General features: G+C 68.7%; 25 protein-coding genes. 9 read left to right on the top strand and 16 right to left on the bottom strand.

Going from position 1 to position 26,970, the window contains the following annotated elements:
* The first annotated feature begins 25 nt into the window (after positions 1–25).
* Positions 26–481: a nuclear transport factor 2 family protein gene (locus FHR19_RS04960; protein ID WP_184025060.1), complete on the top strand. Its 456-nt coding sequence runs from the start codon at positions 26–28 to the stop codon at positions 479–481.
* A gap of 249 nt (positions 482–730) precedes the next feature.
* Here the strand turns inward: FHR19_RS04960 and FHR19_RS04955 are convergent, their stop codons facing one another.
* Entirely contained in the window at positions 731–1,699 is a 969-nt protein-coding gene (locus FHR19_RS04955) for a cysteine synthase A (RefSeq protein WP_184025057.1), read from the bottom strand.
* 105 nt (positions 1,700–1,804) lie between these two features.
* Here FHR19_RS04955 and FHR19_RS04950 point away from each other — a divergent pair, with 105 nt between their 5' ends.
* Complete coding sequence (locus tag FHR19_RS04950; protein ID WP_184025055.1) at positions 1,805–3,583, top strand: ABC transporter transmembrane domain-containing protein; 1,779 nt, start codon at positions 1,805–1,807, stop codon at positions 3,581–3,583.
* A gap of 22 nt (positions 3,584–3,605) precedes the next feature.
* Positions 3,606–4,763 (top strand): saccharopine dehydrogenase family protein, encoded by a 1,158-nt coding sequence (locus tag FHR19_RS04945; protein WP_184025053.1) that lies wholly within the window; start codon positions 3,606–3,608, stop codon positions 4,761–4,763.
* A gap of 110 nt (positions 4,764–4,873) precedes the next feature.
* Here FHR19_RS04945 and FHR19_RS04940 read toward each other — a convergent pair whose 3' ends face one another.
* Genes FHR19_RS04940 through FHR19_RS17840 form a run of 4 tightly spaced genes read right to left on the bottom strand, consistent with a single transcriptional unit; the run spans position 4,874 to position 8,083 of the window.
* Positions 4,874–5,386 carry a hypothetical protein gene (locus FHR19_RS04940; RefSeq protein ID WP_184025050.1) on the bottom strand — a complete coding sequence of 171 codons (513 nt, stop codon included), beginning with the start codon at positions 5,384–5,386 and terminating at the stop codon, positions 4,874–4,876.
* Between the two features lie 32 nt (positions 5,387–5,418).
* The gene (locus FHR19_RS04935) at positions 5,419–6,393 is read right to left on the bottom strand and encodes a glutathione S-transferase family protein (protein ID WP_184025048.1); all 975 of its coding nucleotides are present in this window, start codon (positions 6,391–6,393) and stop codon (positions 5,419–5,421) included.
* A gap of 35 nt (positions 6,394–6,428) precedes the next feature.
* Positions 6,429–7,235, bottom strand: a complete 807-nt coding sequence (locus FHR19_RS04930) for a glutaminyl-peptide cyclotransferase (protein WP_184025046.1) — start codon at positions 7,233–7,235, stop codon at positions 6,429–6,431.
* A gap of 26 nt (positions 7,236–7,261) precedes the next feature.
* Positions 7,262–8,083 carry a cold-shock protein gene (locus tag FHR19_RS17840; protein ID WP_184025927.1) on the bottom strand — a complete coding sequence of 274 codons (822 nt, stop codon included), beginning with the start codon at positions 8,081–8,083 and terminating at the stop codon, positions 7,262–7,264.
* A gap of 210 nt (positions 8,084–8,293) precedes the next feature.
* Here FHR19_RS17840 and FHR19_RS04920 point away from each other — a divergent pair, with 210 nt between their 5' ends.
* From FHR19_RS04920 to FHR19_RS04900, 5 genes are all read left to right on the top strand, one after another.
* Positions 8,294–9,085, top strand: a complete 792-nt coding sequence (locus FHR19_RS04920; protein WP_184025044.1) for a TerC family protein — start codon at positions 8,294–8,296, stop codon at positions 9,083–9,085.
* A gap of 31 nt (positions 9,086–9,116) precedes the next feature.
* Entirely contained in the window at positions 9,117–9,737 is a 621-nt protein-coding gene (locus tag FHR19_RS04915; protein WP_184025042.1) for a ribonuclease D, read from the top strand.
* A 26-nt stretch (positions 9,738–9,763) separates the two neighbouring features.
* Positions 9,764–10,408: an LPS export ABC transporter periplasmic protein LptC gene (gene lptC / locus FHR19_RS04910; RefSeq protein WP_246359286.1), complete on the top strand. Its 645-nt coding sequence runs from the start codon at positions 9,764–9,766 to the stop codon at positions 10,406–10,408.
* Entirely contained in the window at positions 10,408–10,953 is a 546-nt protein-coding gene (locus tag FHR19_RS04905; protein WP_184025040.1) for an LptA/OstA family protein, read from the top strand. The genes lptC and FHR19_RS04905 overlap by 1 nt, the downstream gene beginning before the upstream one ends.
* 67 nt (positions 10,954–11,020) lie before the next feature.
* Positions 11,021–11,647 carry a PAS domain-containing protein gene (locus tag FHR19_RS04900; protein WP_246359285.1) on the top strand — a complete coding sequence of 209 codons (627 nt, stop codon included), beginning with the start codon at positions 11,021–11,023 and terminating at the stop codon, positions 11,645–11,647.
* Between the two features lie 22 nt (positions 11,648–11,669).
* Here the strand turns inward: FHR19_RS04900 and FHR19_RS04895 are convergent, their stop codons facing one another.
* The 8 genes from FHR19_RS04895 to FHR19_RS04860 form a co-directional block, all read right to left on the bottom strand.
* On the bottom strand, positions 11,670–11,993 hold the full coding sequence (locus FHR19_RS04895; protein ID WP_184025038.1) for a hypothetical protein: 324 nt from the start codon (positions 11,991–11,993) through the stop codon (positions 11,670–11,672).
* Positions 11,990–13,570, bottom strand: coding sequence for a cisplatin damage response ATP-dependent DNA ligase (locus FHR19_RS04890; protein WP_184025036.1), 1,581 nt, complete (start codon positions 13,568–13,570; stop codon positions 11,990–11,992). Before FHR19_RS04890 ends, FHR19_RS04895 begins: the two co-directional genes overlap by 4 nt.
* Positions 13,571–13,612: 42 nt before the next feature.
* Entirely contained in the window at positions 13,613–14,437 is an 825-nt protein-coding gene (locus FHR19_RS04885) for a glycoside hydrolase family 16 protein (RefSeq protein ID WP_184025034.1), read from the bottom strand.
* Between the two features lie 4 nt (positions 14,438–14,441).
* On the bottom strand, positions 14,442–16,775 hold the full coding sequence (locus FHR19_RS04880; protein ID WP_184025032.1) for a xanthine dehydrogenase family protein molybdopterin-binding subunit: 2,334 nt from the start codon (positions 16,773–16,775) through the stop codon (positions 14,442–14,444).
* A complete protein-coding gene (locus tag FHR19_RS04875) occupies positions 16,772–17,755 on the bottom strand; it encodes an FAD binding domain-containing protein (protein ID WP_184025030.1) in 984 nt (327 codons plus the stop codon). Before FHR19_RS04875 ends, FHR19_RS04880 begins: the two co-directional genes overlap by 4 nt.
* Positions 17,752–18,261, bottom strand: a complete 510-nt coding sequence (locus tag FHR19_RS04870; RefSeq protein WP_184025027.1) for a 2Fe-2S iron-sulfur cluster-binding protein — start codon at positions 18,259–18,261, stop codon at positions 17,752–17,754. Before FHR19_RS04870 ends, FHR19_RS04875 begins: the two co-directional genes overlap by 4 nt.
* Before the next feature lie 47 nt (positions 18,262–18,308).
* Positions 18,309–19,412, bottom strand: a complete 1,104-nt coding sequence (locus FHR19_RS04865) for a GNAT family N-acetyltransferase (protein WP_184025025.1) — start codon at positions 19,410–19,412, stop codon at positions 18,309–18,311.
* 122 nt (positions 19,413–19,534) lie between these two features.
* A complete protein-coding gene (locus FHR19_RS04860) occupies positions 19,535–20,911 on the bottom strand; it encodes a methyl-accepting chemotaxis protein (protein ID WP_184025023.1) in 1,377 nt (458 codons plus the stop codon).
* 157 nt (positions 20,912–21,068) lie between these two features.
* On the opposite strand from FHR19_RS04860, the gene FHR19_RS04855 reads away from it, so the two are divergent.
* Positions 21,069–22,802: a DUF885 domain-containing protein gene (locus tag FHR19_RS04855; protein WP_184025021.1), complete on the top strand. Its 1,734-nt coding sequence runs from the start codon at positions 21,069–21,071 to the stop codon at positions 22,800–22,802.
* A gap of 26 nt (positions 22,803–22,828) precedes the next feature.
* Here the strand turns inward: FHR19_RS04855 and FHR19_RS04850 are convergent, their stop codons facing one another.
* Genes FHR19_RS04850 through FHR19_RS04840 form a run of 3 tightly spaced genes read right to left on the bottom strand, consistent with a single transcriptional unit; the run spans position 22,829 to position 26,969 of the window.
* Positions 22,829–24,190, bottom strand: a complete 1,362-nt coding sequence (locus FHR19_RS04850) for an efflux transporter outer membrane subunit (RefSeq protein ID WP_184025019.1) — start codon at positions 24,188–24,190, stop codon at positions 22,829–22,831.
* Positions 24,187–25,320: an HlyD family secretion protein gene (locus FHR19_RS04845; RefSeq protein ID WP_184025017.1), complete on the bottom strand. Its 1,134-nt coding sequence runs from the start codon at positions 25,318–25,320 to the stop codon at positions 24,187–24,189. The genes FHR19_RS04850 and FHR19_RS04845 overlap by 4 nt, the downstream gene beginning before the upstream one ends.
* Positions 25,317–26,969 carry an MFS transporter gene (locus FHR19_RS04840; protein ID WP_184025015.1) on the bottom strand — a complete coding sequence of 551 codons (1,653 nt, stop codon included), beginning with the start codon at positions 26,967–26,969 and terminating at the stop codon, positions 25,317–25,319. Before FHR19_RS04840 ends, FHR19_RS04845 begins: the two co-directional genes overlap by 4 nt.
* Position 26,970 lies beyond the last annotated feature (1 nt).

The raw sequence follows: 26,970 nt of genomic DNA, 5'->3' as shown, positions 1-26,970 counted from the left end.
CAAACAAAAGCGTCGGAGAGTTGCCATGGGCCTGTCGAGCGTCGATCCCGTCACCAAGCTCGAGCTGCACGAAGTACTCAGCCGGTTCTGCTGGGCGATCGATCACGACGATACGGGTGAATGGGAACAGCTCTTCACGATCGACGCGCGTTACGCCAAGTCGGGCATGGACCCGATCGAGGGGCGCGCCGGCATCATGCGCATCCCCGGCGACCTCCGAGCGAAGAGCGGCGGCAACTGGCGGCACCATTTCACCAACATCATCGTCGACCGCGCGGCAAGCGGCCGCGAGATGAAGGTCCGCGCGTTCCTGACCGTGCGCGACTGCATGGACTGCGCCCCCGTCGCCTCGGCCGACTGCGTCATCCTGATGCGCCGAACCGATCACTGGCGCATCGCCGGGTTCGAGGCGGTGTCGGTTTGCAAGGGCGCCGGCCTGCCCCGCCCGGCGGCGAGTGAGAGCGAAACACGAGTCCATTGATCGGCTCAGCGTACCCCGGCGAAGGCGGGGGTCCAGTAGGGCGACGCTGTTTGGCGGGCGCACCTCCAGATCACCGCCGGCCCGTAACTGGCCCCCGGCCTTCGCCGGGTACGAACGCTTAATCCTGCCCCGTCAGGGGGAGGGGGACCGCCGCAGGCGGTGGAGGGGGCGGACCGCAGACGAAACGCTCGTGGCCTGCCCCCTTCGTCGCACTACGCGCACCACCTCGCCCTGACGGGCAGGGTGGACTCAAGCTAACCCCTTCGCCGCCAGCCACTCATCATTGTACAGCGTCGACAGATACCGGAATCCGGTATCGCACAGGATCGTCGCAACGCGCGCGCCCGGCCCGATCTCGCGCGCCAGCCGCACCGCGCCCGCGACGTTAATGCCCGACGACAGGCCCAGGCACAGCCCCTCTTCGTCGAGCAGGCGGCGGACCCATTCATAGCCTTCGGCGTCCGAGATGCGGAACTGGGTGTCGATCGGCGCGCCCTCCAGATTTGCGGTGATCCGCCCCTGCCCGATCCCCTCGGCGACCGAAGACCCTTCGGCCTTCAGCTCGCCATGCGCGTAATATTCGTAGAGCGCCGCGCCATGCGGGTCGCTCAAGGCGATGCGAACGTTCGCGTCCTTTTCCTTGAGCCCGAGGCCGACGCCCGCCAGCGTCCCCCCGGTGCCCACCGCACAGGTAAAGCCGTCGATGCGCCCGTCCATCTGCTCCCAGATTTCGGGCGCGGTGCCGACGATGTGCGCGCGGCGATTGGCGATATTGTCGAACTGGTTCGCCCAGACGGCGTTCTGCGTCTCCTCGGCGATGCGGCGGCTGGTGTGCACGAAATGGCCGGGGTTGGAATAGGGCGCGGCGGGGACGAGGACGAGCTCGGCGCCCAGCGCGCGAAGCGTGTCCATCTTTTCCCGGCTCTGCGTCTCGGGCATGACGATGATCGTCTTATAGCCCTTGGCATTGGCGACCAGCGCCAGGCCGATGCCGGTATTGCCCGCCGTCCCCTCGACGAAGGTACCGCCGGGCTGGATCAGCCCCTTTTCCTCGGCATCCTCGACGATGAAGCGGGCGGCGCGGTCCTTCACGCTGGCGCCCGGATTGGCGAACTCGCACTTGGCGAAGATTTCGGCGTTCGCGGCCTCGCTTGGCCCCTTCAGCCGGACGAGCGGAGTGTTGCCGATGAGCGCGATGGTATCTGCGGCGATATGCATCGGCGGGAGATAGGGCGTGCCCCCCTCCCCGCCAAGCAAGCATCGCTTGGGGACCGACAATCGCCCGCCTTTCCCCGCCCCGCGCTTCGCGCTACGCCCGCGCCCATGGCAACCGAAGCCCCCGTCCCGCCCGCCCCGTCCCGCAAGCTGTCGAACCTCCTCGTCGTCTGGCGATTCACGCGCAGCTATCCGCTCCAACTTGCCTGTGCGGTGCTGGCGCTGATCGTGGCGGCGACGGCGACGCTCTACATCCCGCGCACCTTCCAGCTTGTTGTCGACAACGGGTTCGCGGGCGGCAGCGCGGCGGCGATCGCGCCCTATTTTCACCGGCTGCTGATGGTGGTCGTGGTGCTCGCGGTCGCCACCGCCGCACGCTTCTGGTTCGTGTCGTGGCTGGCGGAGCGGACGGTCGCCGACATGCGCGTCGCGGTGCAGCGCAATCTCCTGCGCCTCGCGCCGCGCTGGTTCGAGGAGAACCGCCCGTCGGAGATCGCCAGCCGCCTGACCGCCGACACCGCGATCGTCGAACAGATCGTCGGCTCGACCGTGTCGGTGGCGCTGCGCAACCTGCTCGTTGGCGTCGGTGGCCTCATTTATCTCTTCGCACTCAGTCCGAAGATCGCCGGCTACCTGCTGCTCGGCCTGCCGCTGATCGTGCTGCCGATCTTCCTATTGGGCGCCCGCGTCCGCCGGCTGTCGCGCTCCAGCCAGGACCGCGTGGCCGATATCGGCGCGACCGCGAACGAGACGCTGGGCGCGATGAAGATCGTCCAGGCGTTCGGCCAAGAAGGGCGCGAGGCCGATCGCTTCGCCGCCGCGGTCGATCGCGGCTTCGCCACCGCCAAGGCGCGCTTCGGCACGCGCGCGCTGATGACCGCGCTCGTCATCCTCCTGCTCTTCGGTGCGGTGACACTCATCATCTGGGAAGCGGTCGCCGACGTCGCGTCGGGTCGGACCACCGGCGGGTCGATCACCGCGTTCGTGCTGACCGCCGGCCTCGTCACCGGCGCGTTCGGGGCGCTGATCGAGGTTTACGGCGACCTGCTGCGCGCCTCCGGCGCCGCCGCGCGGCTAGCCGAACTTCTCGCCGAACAGCCCGACATCGCCCCGCCCGCCAACCCGCGCGCGCTGCCGACGCCGGCGCGGGGCAGCATCGCGTTCGAGGGTGTGACGTTTCGCTATCCCACCCGGCCCGAGCATGCCGCGCTCGACGACTTCACGCTCGACGTGGCGCCGGGCGAGACGATCGCCGTCGTCGGCCCCTCCGGCGCGGGCAAGTCGACGCTGTTCCAGCTTGCCGAGCGTTTCTACGACCCGCAGGCGGGCACCGTCCGCATCGACGGCGTGCCGGTGGCGGAGGCCGACCCCGCCGAGCTCCGCGCGCGCATCGCGATGGTGCCGCAGGAGACGGTGATCTTCGCCTCCTCCGCGCGCGACAACTTGCGCTACGGCCGCTGGGACGCGAGCGACGAGGCGATCTGGGAAGCGGCCCAAGCGGCCAACGCCGCCGAGTTCCTGCGCACCCTGCCCCAGGGCCTCGACACCTTCCTTGGCGAAGGCGGCGCGCGCCTGTCGGGCGGGCAGCGCCAACGGATCGCGATCGCCCGCGCGCTGCTGCGCGACGCGCCGATCCTGCTCCTCGACGAGGCGACCTCCGCACTCGATGCCGAGAGCGAGCGGCTGGTGCAGGACGCGCTCGAGCGACTGATGGCGACGCGCACGACGCTGGTGATCGCGCATCGCCTTGCGACCGTCCGCAATGCCGACCGCATCGTCGTCATGGAAAACGGCCGGATCGTCGAAACCGGCACGCATTCGGCGCTGGCGGCGAACAGCGGGCTTTACGCGCGGCTCGCGGCGCTGCAATTCAATGAGGTTGCATAACGAAACCGATCGGGAGCGGAACATGGATCGCGAATTCGACGTCATCGTCTATGGCGCCACCGGCTATACGGGCAAGCTTGTCGCCGAATATCTGGCGCAGCGCGATCCCGCTCCCCGTTGGGCGATGGCGGGCCGATCGCTGACCAAGCTGGAGGCCGCGCGGGCGGAGGTCGGCGCACCGGCCGACACGCCCCTGATCGTCGCGGATGCCGATGATCCTTCCGCGCTGAAGGCGATGTGCGGGCGGACGAAGGTCGTCCTGACCACGGTCGGCCCTTACCAGCTTTATGGCGAGCCGCTGGTCGCCGCCTGCGCGCATACCGGCACCGGCTATGTCGACCTGTGCGGCGAGCCGGCGTGGATGCGCGCGATGATCGACAAGTACGACGCCGATGCAAAGGCGTCGGGCGCGCGCATCGTCTTTTCCTGCGGGTTCGACTCGATCCCCTTCGACCTTGGCGTCTGGGAAGTGCAGCAGTGCGCCAAGGCCAAGTTCGGCCGCCCCGCCCCGCGCGTGAAGGGCCGCATCCGTAAGATGCAGGGCACTTTCTCGGGCGGCACCTTCGCCAGTGCCAAGGCGACGATGGCCGCCGCCGCCCGCGATCCGGGCATCCTGAAACTGATGATCAACCCCTTCGCGCTGACCCCCGGTTTCCAGGGGCCGTCGCAGCCCACCGGCATGATCCCCGAATATGACGCGGCGGTCGGCGGCTGGGTCGCGCCGTTCGTCATGGCGACGATCAACACCAAGAACGTCCACCGCACCAACGCGCTGACCGGCCACGCCTATGGCACCGACTTCGTCTATGACGAGATGATGATCGCGCCGGGCCTGGGCGAACTCGGCAAGGCGGCGGCCGAGGCGATCGCCAAGATGAACCCGATCGGCGGCAACAAGGGCCCCGCCCCCGGCGAGGGGCCGAGCCGCGAGGAGCGCGAGGCGGGGTTCTACGACATCCTCTTCATCGCCGAGATGCCGGACGGCGACCGTGCCGAGGCGGTCGTGACCGGCGATCGCGATCCGGGCTACGGCTCGACCTCAAAGATGATCGCGGAGACCGCGCTGCTGCTGGGCGAGACGGAGAGCGAGGGCGGCGTCTGGACGCCGACCGCGCTGCTTGGCGCAGCGTTGCGAGACCGGCTGACGGCACGGGCGGGGCTGACCTTCCGGGCGGGGTAGAAGAAGAAGCGGGATCCCGGATCAAGTCCAGGATGACGATTTTGGATAGGTCGATCCCTTCCCGCAAACCGTCATCGCGGACTTGATCCGGGGTCCCGCTTCTTTACTTCCTACCGGCAATCCTCAGCCACGCGCAAAATCTCGGGCCAGGCGGGAATGACCAGCGGCCGCGGCGTCACGCCCTCGACCACGAACCGACCACGGCTGAATCCCATCGCGTCGAGCAGACTGTCGCGCGCGGGCAGCCGCACCGACACGCCGGCCGCCTCGGGGGCCATCGACAGCGTCCGCGCAGTGCTGCTGGTGCGCACGATCGCGCGGGTACCGCTGCCCTGCACCGTGAAGGTGACGGTGCCCGCCCCGCGGTCGCAGGCCAGGGTGGCGAGCCCCGCCCCGAACCGCGCGACCGATCCGCCCGCCGTCGCGTTATAGCGCCAGTCGCCGGGCGTCAGCGCCCAGTCGCGCCAGTCACTCGACGCCGGCGGTGGGGCCGGCGCCGGCATCGGTCGCGGCGCAGGCATCGGCCGCGGTGCGGGTTCGGGGCTCGGCAGCGGGCGCGAAGGCGCAACGCAGCCCGCGACGGCGAGGAGTGGCAGGGCGGCAAGAAGGAGCTTACGCGACATGGTGCGCCTTATGCGGGCCATGGCCCCCGCGTTCAACCGCCGTCCGCCTCGCCGACCACGCCGTGCGCCGGGCCGATCGGCACGATGCCGGTCGGGTTTATGTCGGGATGGCTGCGATAATAATGCGTCTTGATGTGATCGAGGTCGATCGTCGCCGCCACACCCGGCAGTTCGGCGATCCGCGCCGCAAAGTCCGACAGCCGAGGATAGTCGATAAGCCGCCGCCAGTTGCACTTGAAATGCCCGTGATAGACCGGGTCGAACCGGACGAGCGTGGTGAACGTCCGAATGTCCGCCTCGGTCAGCCGCTCGCCGACCAGCCATTCACGATCCGCCAGCCGCTCCTCCAGCCAGTCGAGGGTCGCGAAAACCTCGCGCGCCGCCGCCTCATACGCGTCCTGCCTGGTCGCGAAGCCCGCGCGGTAGACGCCGTTGTTGAGCCCCGGATAGACGCGGTCGTTCACCGCATCGATCTCGGCGCGCAGATCGGCCGGGTAATAGTCCCCCGGCGCCGCGCCAAGCCCGTCATAGGCGGTCGACAGCATCCGCAGGATATCGGCCGACTCGTTGCTGACGATCGTCTGCTCGGCCTCGTCCCAGAGCACCGGGACCGTCACTTTCCCCGTCATGTCGGGTCGTGCGCGGGTGTAAAGCTGGTGCAGATGGTCGAGGCCGTAGAGCGGCTCACCCGTCCCGCCATAAGCCTCGGCGAAGCTCCAGCCGTCCTTGCCCATGATCGGGCCGACGACGGTGACGGGGATCAGGTCGTCGAGCCGCTTGAGCGCGCGCACGACCAGCGTCCGATGCGCCCAGGGGCAGGCAAGGCTGACGTACAGACGATAGCGCCCCGGCTCAGCACGCCAGCCCTGCTGACCGTCCAGCCCCGGACTGCCATCCGCGGTCAGCCAGCCGCGAAAGCCGCTGTCGGCGCGTTCGAACTCACCCTTGTCGTTGGTCGGCGCGACCGCGTCGCCGCTCGTCCACTTGCCGTCAATCAGCTTGCCCATCCGCCCCCAACGCCGGGCAGCGGTTTTCGTTCAGGCTATTTCCGCTCGGGAAGCGCGATCTCGAACAGCCGCGGCCAGTCCTTGCCCGTGACGTAAAGGCGCTTGCCCTTCTCGTCCCAGGCAATGCCGTTGAGGACGGCTTCGGGATCGCCGGCGGCAACTTCGCGCGACAGCGGCGACAGGTCGAAGCGGCGCGCGACGCAGCCCGTCTTTGGGTCGATCGCGACGATCACGTCGCTGTGCCAGACATTGGCGAAGACCAGTCCGCCGATCCATTCGAGCTCGTTGAGCTCGGGCAGCGGCGTGCCGGCCAGCGTCACTCGAACGCGGCCGGTTTCCTTGAAGGTCGCCGCGTCGTGAAAGATCAGGTTGTCGCTGCCGTCCGACCGGATCCAGCGTTTCCCGTCGCTGGTCAGGCCCCAACCCTCACCCTGATAACGAAAGCTGCCGAGCGGCTTCAGCGTGTCGGCGGCAAAGCGGTGCGCGACACCGTTGGTCCAAGTAAGCGCGACCAGTTCGTTGCCGATCCGACCCAGGCCTTCGCCGAACTGGTCGACGGGCAGCGTGCGGCGCACCAGCACCTTGCCCGTCCGCGCATCGAGCCGGCGTAACTGCGACTGACCGTACTGGCCCGTGGTTTCAAGGAGCGCGCCCGAATGGAAGATCAGCCCCTGCGTAAAGGCGCGGGGATCATGCGTCATCCGCGCGACCACGCGCACCTGCTCCATCGCCGGCGCGGGACAGGTGACGGCGGGGACCGCCTCCTGCGCCAGAAGCGGACACGAAAACGCCGCGCCGGCGAGAGCCGACGCGACGATTTTCAGGATCGTTGCGGCGCGCACGCGGGCGTGCCCCCTCGATCCGTCGGTTACTGGACGGGGTTGAGGTTCACCGCGGCGTACTTGCCGCGACGATCGACCTCGAGCTCGAACTCGAGCCGGTCACCCTCGTTGAGCGTCGGGAGGCCCGCACGCTCGACCGCCGAAATGTGCACGAACGCATCGGGCTGGCCGTCGTCGCGCTGAATGAAGCCGAAGCCCTTCATCGCGTTGAAGAACTTAACCGTACCCGACGAACGCTCGCCGGTCAGCTGACGCTGCGGACCACCCGCGCCGGCACCGCCACGCGGACCGGCATCGCGATCGCCGCGGGGCGCTGCCGCGCCGCCACCGGTGACGGGCATGGGCTCGCCATCGATCTTGAGCTCGGTCGCCGAGATGCGGCCACCACGGTCGACGAGCGTGAAGCCGAGCGGCTGACCCTCGGCCAGACCCGACAGACCCGCCTGCTCGACGGCCGAGATGTGCACGAACACGTCCTCGCCGCCATCGTCACGGACGATGAAGCCGAAGCCCTTCTGGCCGTTGAAAAACTTGACGACGCCCTTGCCCTCGCCGACGACCTGGGGGGGCATGCCGCGGCCACCGCCGCCGCCACCACCAAAGCCGCCACCGCCGCCGCCGAAGCCACCGCCGCCACCGCCGCGGTAACCACCGCCGCCGCCGCCGCCGAAACCACCGCCGCCGCCGCCATAGCCGCCGCCACCGCCGAAGCGGTCACCGCCGCCAAAGCCGCCGCGATCGCCGAAGCCGCCACCGCCGCCGCCGAAATCATCGCCGCCGAAAAAGTCGCGCTTGTCCTTGCCGCCACGGCCACCGCGGCCACCGCCGCGTCCTCGATCGAAACTCATGCCCTGTTCGTCTTCCCGCTTCGCCCGTTGCAATCCCTTAACCCCAAGCGCCGGACGAACAACGCAGGTGTCTGAGCGCGTGGAACCCACACACTTCCAATCAAGGCATAGCCGATAAAAACGATCACCGCGAACGAAATCGTCGCGCAAAAGGCGGCTTGGCGGAACCAAGCGACGCACGGGGGTTTCGTCGCGGCGAAAGCACAGGTCATGGACAATATAACCGCTCTTCTCACCGATCCCGCCGCCTGGGCCGCGCTCGTCACGTTGATCGTGATGGAAGTTGTGCTCGGCATCGACAATCTGATCTTCATCTCGATCCTGTCGAACAAGCTGCCCGAAGCACAGCGACAGAAGGTCCGGCGAATCGGCATCGGCCTCGCGCTCGTCATGCGCCTGCTCCTCCTGACCGCGATCGCGTGGATCGTCGCGCTGACCGCGCCGGTCTTCGACCTCGGCATCACCGGGCCGCCGGGCGCGCATGGCGAGCCGAGCTTCGAAACGCAGTTCTCGTGGCGCGACCTAATCCTGATCGCTGGCGGCCTCTTCCTGATGTGGAAGGCGACGAAGGAAATCCACGGCACGCTCGACGGGCACGAAAGCGACGACCTGCTCGACAAAACGAAGAGCACGATCGAGATCGGCTTTGCCGCCGCGATCGTCCAGATCATCCTGCTCGACATCGTCTTCTCGATCGATTCGATCCTGACCGCGGTCGGCATGACCGAGCATGTCGAGATCATGTACGTGGCGGTCGTCGTCGCGGTGTCGGTGATGCTGATCGCCGCCGATCCGCTCGCCAACTTCATCAACCGCAATCCGACCGTGGTGATGCTCGCGCTCGGCTTCCTCCTGATGATCGGCATGGTGCTGATCGCCGAGGGGTTCGGCGCGCATATTCCCAAGGGCTATATCTACACCGCGATGGCGTTTTCCGCCGGTGTCGAGTTGCTCAACATCTTCGCCCGGCGGCGGCGCGAGCGGGCGAAGGGCGGGCATTGAGCAAGCGCCCGCCTTTCCCTATGGCGCGGCGATGACCGTTCATTTTCATGAGGAAGACCTGCCCGCGGGCGTCTTCGCCCCCGGCGCCTCGATCGCCGTCGATACCGAGACGATGGGCCTTATCACCCCGCGCGACCGCCTATGCGTCGTCCAGCTGTCGGACGGCGGCGGCGACGAGCATCTGGTCCGCTTCGGCCCCGACAGCGACTATGCCGCGCCCAACCTGCGCGCCGTGCTCGCCGATCCCGAGCGGCTGAAGCTCTATCACTTCGCGCGCTTCGACCTGGCGGCGATCCAGCATTATCTCGGCGTTGTGGCGGCGCCCGTCTATTGCACCAAGATCGCCTCGCGGCTGGTGCGGACCTATACCGACCGCCACGGCCTCAAGGAGCTGGTGCGCGAATTGCTCGGCCAGGACATTTCCAAGCAGCAGCAGTCTTCCGACTGGGGCGGGCCTGTTCTGTCCGACGCGCAAAAGGACTATGCCGCTTCCGACGTGCGCTTCCTTCACGCGCTCAAGAGCGAGTTCGACAAGCGGCTGACGCGCGAGGGGCGGATGCCGCTGGCGCGGGCGTGCTTCGACTTCCTGCCGACGCGGGCCGCGCTCGACCTTGCCGGCTGGCCCGAAACCGACATCTTCGCCCACGCCTGACCCCCCTTACCCGCCGGGAGCCGCCCTTGTCAGAGACCGCCGTCCGCGTCCGCACCGAACGCCAGCGCTGGGCGGCGCCCGGCAGCCGTCACGATGCGCTGATCAGGCTGCTTCAGGTTGCGCTGCCGATGGGGATCGGCATCCTTGCCGCCTTCCTCGTCATGGCGCCGCTGTTCACCGGTGGCGACGTGTCGTTCGTGCTCGACAAGAACAAGGTCGATATCGCCGCCGAGCGGATGCGCAGCCAGTCGGCAAAATACCGCGGCGCCGATGACAAGGGCCGCGCATTCGAACTCGACGCCGGCTCGGCGGTGCAGAAAAGCTCGGCCGAGCGGATCGTGCGGCTCAATCAGCTTGCCGCCGGGATCGAGCTGACCGACGGCCCCGCGACGATCAACGCCAATCAGGGCCGCTATTTCATGGACACCGACCGCGTGGCAATCGACGGCCCGATCGCGGTGCGCGCCGCCAATGGCTACCAGCTCGACACGCGCGACGCGACGGTGGATCTGCGCTCGAAAAAGCTCGCCTCGGGCGGGGCGGTGACGGGGTCGACGCCGCAGGGTAATTTCAGCGGAAAGCGCCTTGAAGCCGATCTGGAGGCCCGAACGGTGCGAATCGTCGGCGACGCCCGCTTGCGGATCGTGCCGAAGCGCGCAAATAGGCAGTGATGCTTCGCGCCCCAGCCCTTCTCGCTCTCGTGCTTGCCGGCACGGCGTTTCCCAGTGCCGCACGTGCGCAGCGCCACGACACCAGCGCGCCGATCGACTTCGCCGCCAATGCGATCGAGCTTCAGGACAAGGCCAACCGCGCCGTCCTGTCCGGCGGGGTCAATATCCGCCAGTCGAACATGACGCTGACCGCCGACCGCGTGACCGTCGCCTATACCGGCCAGGTGATCGGCGACAGCCCGCAGGTGTCGCGCCTCGACGCGTCGGGCGGGGTGACCGTCGTGCGGCCGCAGCAGAAGGCGCGCGCGCAATACGGCGTCTACGACCTCAACCGCCGGGTCATTACGATGCTGGGCGCGGTGTCGCTGACGCAGGGGACGAACACCGTCACCGGCGGGCGGCTGTCGATCAACCTCGACACCGGACGCGCAGTGATCGACGGCTCCTCGGTCGGCGGCGCCGCCGCCGGCACCTCGACCGACAACGGTGTCGTGCGCCAGAGCGGCCGGGTCACTGGGCGATTCACGGTACCGGAACGACAGTAGCACGCGGTTCATCGCGAAAGGCGTAACGCTACTGGAACAACTTGGCCGGATTGTTTATTGTACGGTCATGTCGCCATTCCCTGAACCGGTCCTGACCATCGAGCCTTGGGTCGAGGCGATGATCGCTGACAGCCCGATTGCGTCGGTGATTTCCAACCCGCGCATTCAGGACAATCCGATCGTTGCGTGTAATCAGTCGTTCTGCACGCTGACCGGCTACAACCGCGACGAGATCGTCGGCCGCAACTGCCGCTTCCTTGCCGGCAAGGGGACCGAGCCCTGGCTCACTGAGGAAATCCGGGCTGGCGTGCGTGAACAGCGGCCGGTGCTGGTCGAGATCCTCAACTACAAGAAGTGCGGCACGCCGTTCCGCAACGCCGTCGTCGTGGCGCCGATGTTCGACGAAAGGGGTGACCTCGCCTATTTTGTCGGCTCGCAGGTCGAACTGGCGGAAGGTGTGCCCGGCCCCTCCACCAGCCGCCGCATCCGCGCCGCCGAGAGCATTAAGGCCTTGTCCGAGCGGCAGCGCCAGGTGCTGATGCTCGTCGCGAAGGGGCTGCTCAACAAACAGATCGCCGGCGTGCTGGGCCTGTCGGAAAAGACGGTGAAGATGCACCGAGCGATCGTGATGGAACGGCTCGGCATCAGCCGCTCGGCCGAAATGGTGCGGCTGGCGGTCGAGGCGGGGCTTTAAGCCACGCACCGTCACTCCGGACTTAATCCGGGTCCCGCTTCTTCCTTCTTCCGATGAGCGCTAGCAGGGCGCCTGCGATCGCGATCCACAGGCCCCAATCAACGGCGAATGGCACCAAATCCAGCCGGTCGCCGCCCAGCCACGCCTCGAACGCGTCGGTGCGGCCCACCACCGACAGCCCGGGATAATCGCGCGCGTAGCGAAGCGGCCAGCCGCTCGCGACGACGGTGCATCCCCGCTCGCACACCAGGATGTCGGGATAGACCACCACCGCCGTCCCCGCCGCGACGAAGCTCGACCCCAGCGCCAGCACCAGCCCGAGCACCGCCGCAAGCAGCGCCCTCACGTCACCATCCGCCGCAGCGTCTCGATCCGGTCGGCTTCGCCCGCAGGCTTGTCACGCCGGATCCGCGCGATGCGGGGGAAGCGCATGGCGAGCCCCGACTTGTGCCGCTTCGATTCGTGGATCGAGTCGAACGCGACCTCCAGCACCAGCGTCTTCTCGACCTCTCGCACCGGGCCGAAGCGCTGGATAGTGTGATTGCGCACGAACCGGTCGAGCCATTTTAGCTCCTCGTCGGTGAACCCCGAATAGGCCTTACCGACGGGCAGCAGTTCGCCGTCCTCGGTCCAGCAGCCGAAGGTATAGTCGCTGTAGAAGCTCGACCGCTTGCCGCTGCCGCGCTGCGCGTACATCATCACGCAATCGGCGGTCAGCGGATCGCGCTTCCACTTGTACCAGAGACCGACGCGCCGCCCGGCGACATAGGGGCTGTCGCGCCGCTTGAGCATCACCCCCTCGATCGCCGAGTCGCGGGCGCCCGCCCGCACCTCCCCCAGCGCCGCAAAGTCGATCGAGTCGATCACGCGGCTGAGGTCGAAGGTCTCGGGATCGAGCCGGCCCACGAACGCCTCCAGCCGCGCGCGCCGCTCGGTCCACGGCAGCGTGCGCAAATCCTCCGGTCCGTCGAACAGGATGTCGTAGAGCCTAACGAAGGCGGGGTAATCGGCCAGCATCTTCGCGGACACGACCTTGCGCCCCAACCGCTGTTGCAGCGCGTTGAAGCTCGCCGCCTCCCCGCCCTGCGCATCGCCGCGCACCAGCAACTCGCCGTCGAGCACGCCCGGCGTCTGAAACGCGGCGGCCACCTCCGGAAAACTGCCCGTCACGTCGTCGCCCGCGCGGCTGTATAGGCGCGTCTGCCCCGCGACATGGACAAGCTGGACGCGGATGCCGTCCCATTTCCATTCGGCGGCATAGTCGGCGAGATCGACCGTCCCGTCCTCCAGCGGATGCGCGAGCATGAACGGGCGGAACACCGGCACGTCGGCGGCGGTCGGCTGTGCGCCCCGCCCCTCGGCCCAGTCGAACAGTTCGGGGTACGGCGCGTCGATGCCGTGCCACACCTCCTCTACCGCATCGACGTCGAGCCCGAACGCCTGCGCCAGCGCGGTCTTTGCGAGCCGCGCCGACACGCCCACCCGCAAACCGCCGGTCGCGAGCTTCAAAAGCGCGTAGCGCTCGTCCGCCTCCAGCCGGTCGAGCATGTCGGCCAGCACCGCGGGCGCGTCGGAACGAGTGAGCGCCGCCAGCCGGTCGATAACCTGCGCCACCGTCAGCGGCTCGGCGTTGTGCGCGCGCTTCTCCGCCGGCTCGGGCCAGAGCAGCGCCACCGTCTCGGCCGTATCGCCGACGAAATCGCGGCTCATCGCAAACAGCACCGGATCGACCCGCTCGGCGATCAGCGCACGGATCAGCGCAGGCTTCACCGCAGGGAGATCGACTTCACCGGTCAGCGCGGCGAGCGCCCAGCCGCGATCGGGATCTGGCGTCGCGCGCAGATAGTCGGCGATCAGCTTCAGCTTGGCATTGCGCGACCGGGTATAGATCAGGCGGTCGAGCAGATCGGCAAAGGCGCGCATGGCGTCCCTAACGCACCACCGCCGAAAGGGTGCGACGTGCGGCTATTTCGCCTTCCAGTAGCGGACGTGATCGATCGAGAAGCGCATCGGGAATGCCGTGTCGTCGATCCCCATCTTGCCGCCCCAGTCGCCGCCGACCGCCAGGTTGAGGATCAAATGATAGGGCCGGTCGAATGGCCAAGCGCCTTGGTCGCCGGGCTTCGTATTCGGCACCCGCATATAGGCGCGGCCGTCCATGCCGATGGTGATCGCGTCGGGCCGCCAGTCGAGCTGATAATCGTGATACGCGGTGCAGGCGTCGGGCACCCGCTTCTGCGCGCCGCGCTGCGTCCCCTTCACATGGTTGTAGTCGCCCGAATGAAGCGTCGCGTGAACGACGCCCGCGTCCCAGCCGACCATCTCCATGATGTCGATCTCGCCCATTTCAGGCCATTTTCCGCCCGTTGGGAGCAGCCAGACCGCCGGCCAGCTTCCGCGCTCGCACGGCAGCTTGGCGCGCACCGAGTAGAAGCCGTAGCCGAGCGGTTGCCTCGTCACCAGCTTGGCCGAGCTGTACCCCTGCCCGCCCCAGTCGGCGAAGCGATCCTTCGACAGGGTCTCCCGCCGCGCCTCGATCAACAGCGCGCCTTTCTCGATCCGCGCATTCTCGCGCCGGTCCGCGGCGTAGTACTGCTTCTCGTTGTTCGCCCACCCCTCGGCATTGCGCGAGGTGTCGTAGCGCCACGCCTTCGTATCGACGCGCGGGTCATCGAACTCATCGGCGAAGTCGGGCTTCGTCGCGGGCGCGGCCATGGCTGCATCGACGCCGTAATTGGTCGCGCCGAGCGTCGCGGTCTGTAGCGCCATCGCCAACAGCATCATTGCCATGCCCTTACAGCAGCTTGTCGAGCGTGATCGGCAGGTCGCGGACGCGCTTGCCGATGGCGTTGTAGATCGCGTTGGCGACCGCCGCGCCAGTTCCCGTGATGCCGATCTCGCCGATCCCGCGCGCCCCCATCGGCGTGTGCGGGTCGGGAATGTCGGTCCAGATCACCTCGATATCCGGCACGTCGAGATGCACGGGGAGGTGATATTCGGCCAGGCTCGCGTTCATCACCCGGCCCTTGCGCTCGTCGAACTGCGTCTCTTCCATGAGGGCGAGGCCCAGGCCCATGATGATGCCGCCCCTGAACTGGCTGGCCGCCGTCTTGGGATTGAGGATGCGCCCGCAATCGAAGCTGCCGAGGAAGCGGCTGACGCGCACTTCGCCGGTGACGGCGTTCACCCGCACCTCGGCGAACATCGCCGCATGGCTGTGCATCGACCAGTGCATCATCTCGAGCGGCAGCGGCGGCGACGCTTCCGCGCTCACCGACGGTCGGTTCGCGCGTGCGAGGATCGAGGCGTAGCTTTCATATGCCGCCTCGTCATCGGCGCGGCACAGGCCCGCGTCACGGCAGGAGAGCTCGTCGGGCTTGGCCCCAGCGATCGGCGAGTCGTTGCCCGCGAGCTTGACGAGCTCGGCCACCAGCGCCCGGTGCGCGGCGACGATCGACGCACCGATCGAGGCGGTCTGCTGCGACCCGCCCGCCATCACCGTGCCGGGCAGCGTCGAGTCGCCATAGTTGAAGGCGATCGCCTCGGGCGACAGGCCTAGCCGGTCCGCCGCCACCTGCGTCGCGGCGGTGGCGGTGCCCATCCCCATTTCATGCGCGGCGATGTCGATCTTCGCGCCTTCCGCCGTCAGCGTGATCCGCGCCGCGCCGCCGGGCATCCGGTAATAGGGATAGGTGCCGGTGGCACAGCCCATGCCGACCCACCACTCCCCCTCACGCTGCGCTCGCGGGGTGGGCGAGCGGCGATCCCAGCCGAACTTCTCCGCGGCCATCCGGTAGGCGGCGTCGAGGTGCCGGCCGGAAAAGGGCAGGCCGGACACCGGATCCTTCTCCGGTTCGTTGCGCAGCCGCAGCTCGATCGGGTCGATGCCCGCAACCTCCGCCAGCTCATCGATCGCGCATTCGAGCGCGAAGGTGCCCACCGCCTCGCCCGGCGCGCGCATGAAGGTGTTGGACAGCGATTCGATCTCGACCGTCTTCACGTCAAGCAGCATCGTCTCCGCCGCATAGGCGCTGCGCGTCGGCAGGATGAACGGCTCTGGCATCGGGCTGGCCGGCGACTTGGCGGTCAGGCCGGTGTGGATGAGCGCGGTCAGCTTCCCCTCCGCCGTCGCGCCCAGTGCCACGCGCTGATCGGTCGGCGCGCGGCCGCCGACGATGCGATAGACGCTCTCGCGCGACAGCATCAGCCGGACGGGGCGCTTCGCCAGCTTCGCGGCGGCGGCGGCGCAGGCCTGATGCTGCCACAGCCCCTTGCCGCCGAACCCGCCGCCGACGAAGGGCGAGGTGACGACGACCTTGTCCTCGCTCAAACCGAACACGCGGCCGATCGTCCACGCTTCCTGCGCGACCATCTGCGTCGTGTCGTGGATGCGCAGCACGCCGTCGTCCTGCCATTCGCAGGTGAGCGCGTGAAGCTCGATCGCATTGTGATTATGCCGCGGCGTCGTGTAGCGCGCATCGATGCGGAAATGCGCGGCGGCCAGCGTTTTCTCCGCGTCGCCGATCTCGTTGCGCAGCGGCTGGGCCATGAAGCTGCCCTGCTGCGTCCCCTTCGCCCGCGCGGCGGCGAAGGCGGTGACGGCAGGCTCTTCCTTGAACGTCGCCGCAATCAGCCCCGCGGCCTCGTCGGCAATCTCCTGCGTCTCGGCCACCACGACCGCGACCGGCTGGCCGCTCCAGTGGATGCGGTCGTCCTGAAGGATCGGGAGCGCGTCCGGCCCCGCCGCCTTGGCCGCCGACATGAACACCGGCATCGGGTTCATCCGCGGCGCGTTGCGGTGGGTCATGACGAGCACGACGCCCGGCACCGCCTCCGCCGCCGCCGTGTCGAGCGACGCGATCCGGCCCTTGGGCGTGTCGGCGTGGACGATCGCGGCATAGGCCATGTTCGGGAGCGCCACCTCCGCCGAAAACCGCGCCTGCCCCGCCACCTTGAGCGGCCCGTCGAGGCGCGACAGCGGCTTGCCGACATGGCCGTTCTGCTTGCGGATCAGCGGATCGGGCGTGCTGCCGGGAATCCATTTGTCGGGGGCGAGCGCCACCGCCTTGGTCAGCGCGGCCATCGCCAGCCCCTGTGCGCGCGACTTGGCATTGTCGAGGATGCTCATGCGCCTACCCCTGAAAGGTCGGAAAGGACCGCGGCGATGGTTCGCCGGGCAAGGTCGATCTTGAAGCCGTTGTCGCGCAGCGGCACCGCCGCCGACAGTTCGGCATCGGCCGCCGCAAGGAAGCTCGCCTCGTTCGCCGCCGCGCCCACCAGTGCGGCTTCGGCCGCGTGCGCACGCCACGGCCGATGCGCGACGCCGCCCAGCGCCAGCCGGACCTCGGCCACCCGGCCGTCCTCGACGCGGAGCGCCGCGGCGACGGAGATCAGCGCGAAGGCATAGCTCGCCCGGTCGCGCACCTTCCGATAGCGCGAGTGCGCGGCGACCGGCAGCGGCGGCAGTTCGATGGCAGTGACGAGTTCACCCGGGGCCAGCGCCGTCTCGCGTTTGGGCGTGTCACCGGGTAGAAGGTGAAAGTCGCCGAACGCGATTTCCCGCGCCCCCTGCGGCCCCTCGACATGCACGGTGGCATCGAGCGCGGCCAGCGCGACGCACAGGTCCGAGGGATGCGTCGCGACGCACGCCTCGCTCGCGCCCAGGATCGCATGAATGCGGTTGAACCCGCCCTGCGCGTCGCAGCCCTCGCCCGGCACCCGCTTGTTGCAGCGCGAACCCTCGACGTCGTAGAAATAGGTGCAGCGCGTTCGCTGGAGCAGGTTGCCGCCCACCGTCGCCATGTTGCGAATCTGCGCCGACGCCCCCGCCACGATCGCGCGAGTGACGAGCGGATAGCGGGTGCGGACCAGCGGATGCTCGGCCAGATCGGTGTTGCGCACGCCGGCACCGATCAGGAGCCCGCCGTCCGCCGTCTCCTCGATCGTGCGGCCGATGCCGCTTACGTCGACCAGCGCGGCGGGCGCCTCGATCCGCTCGCGCATCAGGTCGATGAGGTTGGTGCCGCCGCCCAGAAACCGCGCGCCGCCGCCCGCCAGTTCGAGCGCCTGTTCGGCGGCATCCGCGCGCGCATAGGTGAAGGGCGTCATGCCGCGTTCTCCAGCCCGAACGCATCCTCGATCGCGGCGATGATGCCGTTGTGCGCGCCGCAGCGGCAGAGGTTGCCGCTCATCCGCTCGCGCAGTTCCTCGCGCGTGGCGGCGATCGTCCCGGCGGTCAGGTCCGCGGTCACGTTGCTCGGCAGGCCGCGGCGTAGTTCCTCGATCATCGCCACCGCCGAACAGATCTGACCCGGCGTGCAATAGCCGCATTGCAGCCCGTCATGCTCGACGAACGCGGCCTGAAGCGGGTGGAGACTGCCCGGCGTCCCCAGCCCCTCGATCGTCGTCACTTCCAGCCCGTCGACCTGTACGGCGAGCGTCAGGCAGGACAGCACCCGGCGACCATCGACGATTACCGTACAGGCCCCGCACGCACCCTGATTGCAGCCGACCTTGGTGCCGGTCAGGCCCCTGTGTTCACGCAGGAAATCGAGCAGCGATACGCGCGGATCGGCGGGCGGCGGCGCCTCGATCCCGTTGACGATCAATGCCATGCGCCTCTCCTTTTCGAGGCCATGGTAACGGGGGTTTGTGACGACGGCTAGACGGCTGTTGAGCCCTGCCCGCTCCCCGTCCAGCGGCGCTCGATCAGCCGCGCGACGGCGGAAGCGAGGCCCGGCCGAACGAACAGCCAGTCGCGGATCATCGGCCCCGGTTCGGCCCCGATCACCCGCTTGTACCCGCTGTCGCCCGCCCCCCAGTCGACGCGGGCGATCCCGTCCTCCCGCGCGCGCACGAGGTTGCGATAGTAGAGGAGCTTCCCCGGCGAATGCTTTGAATAATCAGGGATATAGCTGTTGGCGATCGCGTATTTGAGGTCGCCGACATTCATGTCGAAGCTGAACGCAGCGGGCCGCCCGTCGACACGCAGCACCGCCGCCCACATCATCTGCGCCAACACCGGATCGGCGGCGGCGGCGCGCCAGAAGGCGCCGTGGCCGGCCGCGGTGAACTTCGCGTCGCTACCGTCGGTGCGGTCGGCGATCCAGCTTGCCTGCTCGACTTCTGCCAGCGCGTGGAATGCGCCCTCGTCCCAATCCGCGCCGCTGACGAACGACCAGTCGAGCGTGCCGTGCGCGCCCAGATGCTTTTCGTGAAAGCGGTTCTTTTTGAGCGTTGACAGCCGCGGAAACGGCCCCTCGGCATCCTTGGCGGCCATGTCGAGGAGGAAGCTCGGCGCCAAGTCGCGCGGCATCGCCCGCCAGCCGCGCGAGACGGCGGCCGCGCACAGCAGCGACAGCGCCGGATCGTCGTCATAGACCGGACCGATCCGCAGCGCCCGCGCCTCTCGCCCCAGCGCATCGAGCAGCGCCTCGCCCGCCTCGACGCCCGCATCCTCGGCCACCGGGAAGCTGCGCATCGGCCAGTAACAGCCGGGCACCGCGACCAGCCCGAGCAGCGACGGCCCCGCCGTCACGGCCGGCAGCGCGGCGACCGCCTGCCCCTCGCGCGTTACGGTCAGCGTTCGCGCCGACCCGCCATAGGCCGCCAGCGCCGCCGCGAACCAGCCATAGCGCAAAAATCGATGCGTCGGCCGCGCCCGCTCGGCCACCGCGTCGATCGCCGCCGACAGGCCGACAACGGCATCCACGCCATGCGCGGGCGGCAGACGATCGAACTCGGCAAGGGACATCGGCTTGGTCATCGGGGGCGGCATAGCCCAAGTCGGTTAGCAAGTGGTGGAGGGCGATGCACGGCCGGTCGCATCCGTTGCCGTCCTGTGCCGGATGCCCGCCCCCCGACGGACACCCGGCGTCCCTCAACCCCTCAGAAGGCGGACCACTCGTCCTCGAGCATCTTGAGCGCGGCGTTGCCCTGCGTCGGCGCCATCGTGCGCGCGGGTCTGGGCGCGCGGGTGCGCTGCTCGATCACGATCGGCGGCGTGCCGGTCTGGAACCGCTGGACGAGCGCCGACAGCGCATTCGCCTCTTCGGCCAGGCTGCGCGCCGCCGCGGTCGATTCCTCGACCATCGCGGCGTTCTGCTGCGTCATCTTGTCCATCTCGCCGACCGAGGTGTTGACCTGGACCAGCTGCTCGGCCTGCGCCTTGGCCGAGATCGAGATTTCGCCGATCCGCTCGTTGATCTCGCTGACGCGCGCGCTGATCCGGTCGAGCATCCGGCCGGTCTCGCCGACCAGCGCCGCGCCGTTGGCGACGCCGGTGGTCGACGCGGTGATGAGGCCGCTAATCTCCTTGGCCGCCTCCGCCGATCGCTGGGCGAGCGCGCGCACCTCGTTGGCGACGACGGCGAACCCCTTGCCCGCGTCGCCCGCGCGCGCCGCCTCGACCCCGGCGTTCAGCGCCAAGAGGTTGGTCTGGAAGGCGATGCCGTCGATCACGTTGATGATTTTGGTGATCTCCTGCGCCGAGCTTTCGATCTCGCCCATCGCGTCGATCGCGCGGCGAACGACGGCGCCGCCCTCGTTCGCGGCGACATTGGTCTCGGCGATCTGCACGCCGACGGCGGCGGCGTTCTGCGCCGTCGCCTCGACGATCGCGGTCACGTCGCGCATCGCGGCGGCGCCGTCCTCCAGCCGGGCTGCCTGCTGCTCGGTCCGAACCGACAGGTCGTCGGACGCGAGGCGGATTTCCGACGCGCCGCTATGAACGTTCCCCGCAGCTTCGGACACGCGGCGAAGCAGGTCCTGAAGCTCGGTCATCGTCGAATTGAAATCGTCGCGCAGCACATCGTGCGTCTCACCGAACGTCGTGCCGATGCGATAGGTGAGGTCACCCTGCTTCAGATGGCGCAGCGCCACCGTCAGCTCGGGCACGACGATCTTCAGCACCACGTCGGATTGCTGCATCGCCAGCGCGTTGTCGCGGAACACCGCCATCGCCTTGGTCAGGCGACCGACGCAATCGGTATGTTCGGTATAGTAGATCGGCCCGTCGAGATTGCCGGCTGCCAGCCCCTCCATCCGAACCACGGTGTCCACGTATGGATCGCAGATCAGCCGCTTGGCCTGGCGCATCACCACCACGACCACGATCGCCGCGCCCGCCGTGATCCAGAACGGCAATGTGAAGCCGCCGGCCAGCAACGTCATCAACGTCTGAAAAGCGGCGATCGCGCCGGACACGGCGGTCAGGATATCGAACTTCTTGCGGATCGGTGCGTGCTTCTGGAACGTGTCGATCATTGGACCCAACCCCTCCCGGATGTGGCCGTGGCGCTATCAATCGCTCGCCTAACAAGAGGCTATCGACCTACATCCCTTCGGGTCACGGGATCGGGCGGCGAATGGCCGAAGCCGCGCAAAACTACGCCTTGTGGAAAGGCAATTGGGGGGAATTACGATGCGCTCGACGATCATCCCGGCGGTTACCGTCGCGATTTGCAGCCCCGCGATCGCCGCCGCGCAGGCGCCGGACGCACGGCTGAAGGCGATCTACGACGCCGAATGGGCGTTCCGCGCGCGCGAGTTCGCCGAGATCGCCGACGCGGCGCCGGGCGAACCGTCCGCCGACGACCATCTGCCGAGCGTCACTCCCGCCGCGTGGCACCGCCGGCTTGCGACGTGGCGCGACATGCTCGCGCGCGTCGATGCGATCCCGGTCGCGTCCCTCGGCGACGAGGATCGGATGAATCACGCGGTCTTCCGAACTTACCTCTGGGAACAGGTCAACAATATCGAATGGCGCACCTATGAGGCGCCGTTCAACAGCGACAGCTTCTTCTGGGCCGGCCTCAGCCCCCGCCGGGGCTATGCGCGCGCGATCGACTATCGCCGCTATCTCGGCCGGATGCGCGACGTGCCGCGCTATTTCGACGAGCAGATCGCCAATATGGGATCCGGGCTGAAACGCGGCTACAGCGTCCCCGCCCCGTCGCTGGTGGGGCGCGACAGGACGATCGAGCCGTTCGCGGCGCCCGGCACCGCCAACCCCTTCTACGCCGCGTTCGCCGCGATGCCCGCGACGATTCCCGCCGCCGAACAGGCCGCCCTCCGCGCCGAAGCGGAGCGCGTCATCGCCGGGCAGGTCGCCCCCGCCTATGCCCGGCTCCTGTCGTTCATGCGGACGGAGTATCTGCCCAAAACGCGGCGGACGATCGACGCGGCGTCGCTGCCCGACGGGCGCCGTTTCTATCAGGACCGCATCCGCGAGCACACGACGCTGGACCTGACGCCCGACCAGATCCACGAGATCGGTCTCAGGGAAGTCGCGCGGATCGACGCCGACATGCAGGCGACGATGAAAGAGACGGGCTTCAAGGGGACGTTCCCCGCGTTTCTGACGTTCCTGCGCACCGACCCGCGATTCTATGCCAAGACGCCGAAGGAACTGCTCTCGCTCTCGGCCTATGTGGTCAAGAAGATGGACGGCAAGCTCAAGGACAATTTCGGCCTGCTGCCGCGCTATCGCTTCACCATCCTGCCCGTGCCGGACGAGATCGCGCCGATCTATACCTCCGGCCGCGGCGGGCTCGATAGCTGCCTCATGAACACCTACGACCTCGCCCAGCGGCCGCTCTACAACATCCCCGCGCTGACGCTCCACGAATGCAGCCCGGGCCACAGCTTCCAGGCCGCGGTGGCGCTCGAGGCGCCGGCGCGCCCGCGCTTCCGGCAGGAGACCTATTTCTCGGGCTATGGCGAAGGCTGGGGGCTCTACACCGAATATCTAGGGAAGGAGCTCGGCATCTATGAGGGGCCGTACGAAGAGTTCGGCCGCCAGACGTTCGAGATGTGGCGCGCCGCGCGGCTGGTCGTCGACACCGGCATCCATGCCAAGGGCTGGTCGCGGCAGCAGGCGATCGACTATTTCGCGGCGCACACCGCGCTCGCCCCGCTCGACATCGCCAACGAGGTCGATCGCTACATCAGTTGGCCGGGACAGGCGCTCGCCTACAAACTCGGCGAGCTGACGATCCGTCGGATGCGGGCAAAGGCCGAGCGCGAGCTTGGCCCCCGCTTCGACATTCGCCGCTTTCACGATGCGGTGCTGGGCATGGGATCGGTGCCGCTGTCGACCTTCGAGGACGAGATGAACCGCTTCATCGCGCGCGAAAAGGCGGCCCCGGCCGGTTAGCGCCGGCCGCCGCCCCCTCCCGCCGGTTAGCGCCAGCCGCCGCCCATCGCCTGATAGAGCGAGACGAAGCTCGTCAGCCGGTCCGCCTCGACCTGCACCAGCGACAGTTCGGCCGAAAGCTGGCTGCGCTGGGCATCGAGTTGCTCCAGATAACCCGAATAGCCCGCGCGGTAGCGGTTGGTCGCATTGCTGACCGCGCCGCGCGTCGCCGCCACCTGATCGCGCAGCGCCCGCGCCTGCTCCGCGGTGCGCGCGACGCCCGCCAGCGCGTCGTCGACCTCACGGAAGGCGGTGAGCGCGGTGCGGCGATAGGCGAACGCCGCCTGGTCGCGCCGCGCGGTCGCCGCATCCTCCTGTGCCGCCAGCCGCCCGCCGTCGAAGATCGGCGCGAGCACGCTGGCGCCGAGCGAGAAGATGCCGATCGGCTCCTTGAGCGCGCTCGAAAGGACGAGCCCCGCCGAGCCGGTGAGCAACAGGTTGGGCAGGAACGCCGCCCGCTGGCTGTCGAGCGACAGGTCGGCGGCGACCAGCGTCTGCTCGGCCTGATAGAGGTCGGGCCGGCGGCGCAGCAGGTCGGCGGGCAGCCCGGCTGGAATCGGCGGCAGCGCGATCCGGTCGAGCGACAGGCCCCGCGCGATCGGCCCCGGCGAGTCGCCGACGAGCAGCGACAGCGCATTTTCCTGTCGCGCGATCGCCAGCCGCGCGGCGGGCACGAGCTGTTCGGTAGCGGCATATTCGGCCTGCGCCTGCCGGTATTCGAGGCGCGAGGAATAGCCCGTCTCATACCGCCGCCGCGCGATCCGCAGCGCGTCGTTGCGCGCCGCCAGCGTCGCCTCGGCGATCGACAGCCGCTGGTCGAGCGCGCGCAGCGTGATGTAGCCGCTGGCGGCCGTCGCGGCGGTGGCGAGCCGAACGGTATCGCGCGCCCCCTCGCTCGCCAGCAACTGCGCGCGCGCCGCCCGGCTGGCGAGCCTGAGCCGCCCGAACAGGTCGAGGTCGAAGCTCGCGCTGATGCTCGGCTGCGCAGAGATCGCGCGCGACGGCTGGCCGAGCGCGCTCACCGACTGGCCCTGCGTCTCGGGCAGCGTGCCGCCGACCTGCGGCAGGAGCTGTGCGCGTGACAGCGCCTCGGCCGCGCGCGCTTCCTCGACACGGGCAGCGGCGATGGCAATGTCGACGTTGTTGGCCAGCGCGCGTTCGACCAGCGCCGCAAGCGCGGGGTCGCCGAACTTGCGCCACCAGTCGGCGGTGACGGGATCGGCGCCGTTCAGCGCGGTCCGCCAAGCGGGCGGCGGCACGACCGCGGCGGCCGGCGGCGCGTCCGCCCGCTCGCCCGCCGACACGCAGCCGCCGAGCGCCGCCAGCGCAAGGAGCGCCGCCCGCTTCACCGCGCGCCGCTCGTATCGACGCGGGCGACGACCGACATGCCGGGGCGCAGCCGCTCGGCCGCGCGCTGGCCGGGATCGATGCGGATGCGCACGGCGATCCGCTGCGGCACCTTGGTGAAATTGCCCGTCGCATTGTCGGACTTGAGCACCGCGAACTCGCTACCCGTAGCGGGCGAAATACGCTCGACCCGGCCGGTCAGCCTGGTGTTGGCGAGTGCATCGACGGTGAAGCTCGCCGGCTGGCCAACCGCAATGCGCGCGGTCTGCGCCTCCTTGTAATTGGCGATGACCCAGACGTCGGTGGGGACGAGGAACAGGAGCTGCGATCCGGCGGTCACATATTGCCCGACACGCACGCCCACTTCGCTCACGCGCCCGCCCTCCGGCGCGCGAATGAGCGTGTTCGACAGGTCGATCCGCGCGAGTCGCAGCGCGGCCTCCGCGCCGGAGACGCCGGCTTCCTGTCCGCCGCGGCCGACCTCGACCGTGCGCACGTCCTCGACGGCGATCCGGCGTGCGGCCTCGGCCTGTTTCACCGCGGCTTCGGCTTGGCGAAGCGCGGCGCGCGTCTGGTCGCGCTCGCGCAGCGAGACCGATCCGTCGGATACAAGGTCGTTGACGCGTGCCATGTCCGCCTGCGCCCGCATCAACTGCGCCTGCGCGTTGGCGACAGCGGCTTCCTGCGCCTGGACGGAGGCGGCGCGGCTGGCGGCAGCCTGTCGGTTGTTGGCGAGCGTCGCCTGCTGCGCCTGTACCTGCGCCTCTGCCTGCGCGACCTTTTGCGCGTAGATGCGCCGGTCGATCTCGACGAGCGGCTCGCCGGGCTTCACCGTCTCAAAATCGCGGACAAGGACGCGGGTGACGTAGCCCGACACCTGCGGCGCGATCACCGTCACGCGGCCGCGGACATAGGCGTTGTCGGTATTCTCGATCGCGCTGGCGAACGGCCCGATCCGCCACCCCGCCATCACCGCCGCCATGCCCGCCACCGTGAGGACCGCAATGACGATCAGCGCGAGGGGCGACAGCTTCGGCGGCCGCCAGCCCGAGCCGGTCGGTGCCGTGGGCGCGGCGCCCTGTTCGGCGATGCGCTCGTCGGTGGGCGGTGCGGCGGTTCGGTTGTCGGTCATGCGGGGTTCCCGCGCCGCTCACGGACCCGGCGGCGCACCAGAAGGAAGAAGAGATAGAGGAACGTCAGGGCGGCAAGCACCGCGACGAAGCGGAACACGTCGTCATAGGCAAGGACATTGGCCTCCCGCGTCGCGGTCTGCGACAGGAGCGCGCCGCCCTTTGCGCTGCGCAGCGCCGGATCGCCGACGACGCGGCCGATCCCGGCCGCACCCGCCTGTAGCCGCGCCTGTACCAAGGGGTCGGTGGGATCGATCGCCTGCACCAGCGCGGCGCTGTTCGCCTTCTCGCGCACCACCTGATAGGTGCCGAGGATCGCCGAGCCGGCCAGACCACCCAGCGAGTTGATGATCCCGAACAGCGCGATGAAGCTGATGATGTGCCCGCTCCCCTGCTTGAGTGCGCGGGTCATGCCGAACAGCAGCGCCGGACCGAGGAAGAAGGTGCCGGCGAACGCGATCAGCGCCTGCGTCACGTAGAGCTGCGGCGCGCGCGTGAGGTTCGTTGAATAGGAATCGACCCAAGCGGCGACCGCGACGATCCCCACCGCCAGCATCACCGGATGCGCGGGCTTTTCGAGATTGAGCGTCGCCGCGCTCAAAAGCACGCCCGCGACCGACGCGACGGCGATGATCGAGAAGAAGGTCTGGAGCTCGTCGTTGTTCTGGCCGAGCAGGTTGAGCAGACCCACCGCGCCCAGCGTCTGTTCGGACAGGACGATGCGCGCCATCACCGTCACCACGGCGAAGCGGACGATGTCGGCGCTCGCCAGCCAGCGGGTGTTGAGAAGCGGATTGGCGCGGCCATGCTCGATCAGCAGCGCCGCCGCGAGCATCGGGATCGCCGCGAGCAGCGCCCAGCCGATCCACGCCGCCTGCGTCCACCAGACGACACGGCCGAGCCCCAGCACCGCGGCGAACAGCGCCATGCTCGTCGCGAACAGCGCGAAGGTGACGAAATCCAGCCGCTCGAATGCCTTTTGCCGCACCGTCGGCGGCAGGCGGAACGCGAGGACGGCGGCAAGGCTCAGCACCGACAGCCCCAGCTCGAACAGATAGAGCGCCCGCCACTGGCTCATCGCGAGGAGTTCGGGCGAGAACAGGCGCGCGAGCGGCGTCGCGCATTGCGGGATGCCGATGCCGAGCACGACGCCGCGAAGTCGCGCGGCCGGCGGCATCGCCTGCATGATGTAATAGAGCGCAAAGGTACTGAGCGGCGCCGCGGCGAGGCCGCTGGCGGCACGCACGAGGATCGCCGAGGTGAAGTCGCTGACGAACAGATGCGCGAAGGCGAGCAGCGAATAGAGGCCGATGAAGATCAGCGCGAAGGGGCGAAGGCCGAACTGCTGGCGAAACTTGATGAGCAGCAGGTTGATGCTGACATTGGTCATCACATAGACCGTCGGCAGCCATGCGATTTCTACGGGATCAAGCCCCAGCGATCCCGCCAGCGTGGTCGTGTTGACCGCGACCAGCGCGTTGCCGAACCCGCCCGCCAACCCCAGCAGGATCGCACAGAGCACATAGGCGAGCTTGCGCCGCCCCGAATGCGCAGGCGATCCGGGCGATCCGGGCATGACCGGCGCCTCGTGCGGGGCATAGTTCCACCGCTCTTCGGCAAGGACACGTCCTATGCGGGCGGCGATCGACATG

The organism is Sphingomonas yantingensis, assembly GCF_014199325.1.
Taxonomy (GTDB): domain Bacteria; phylum Pseudomonadota; class Alphaproteobacteria; order Sphingomonadales; family Sphingomonadaceae; genus Sphingomonas; species Sphingomonas yantingensis.
The sequence above is the reverse complement of the archived record's forward strand: the minus strand, read 5'-3'. Positions and strand labels throughout refer to the sequence as shown.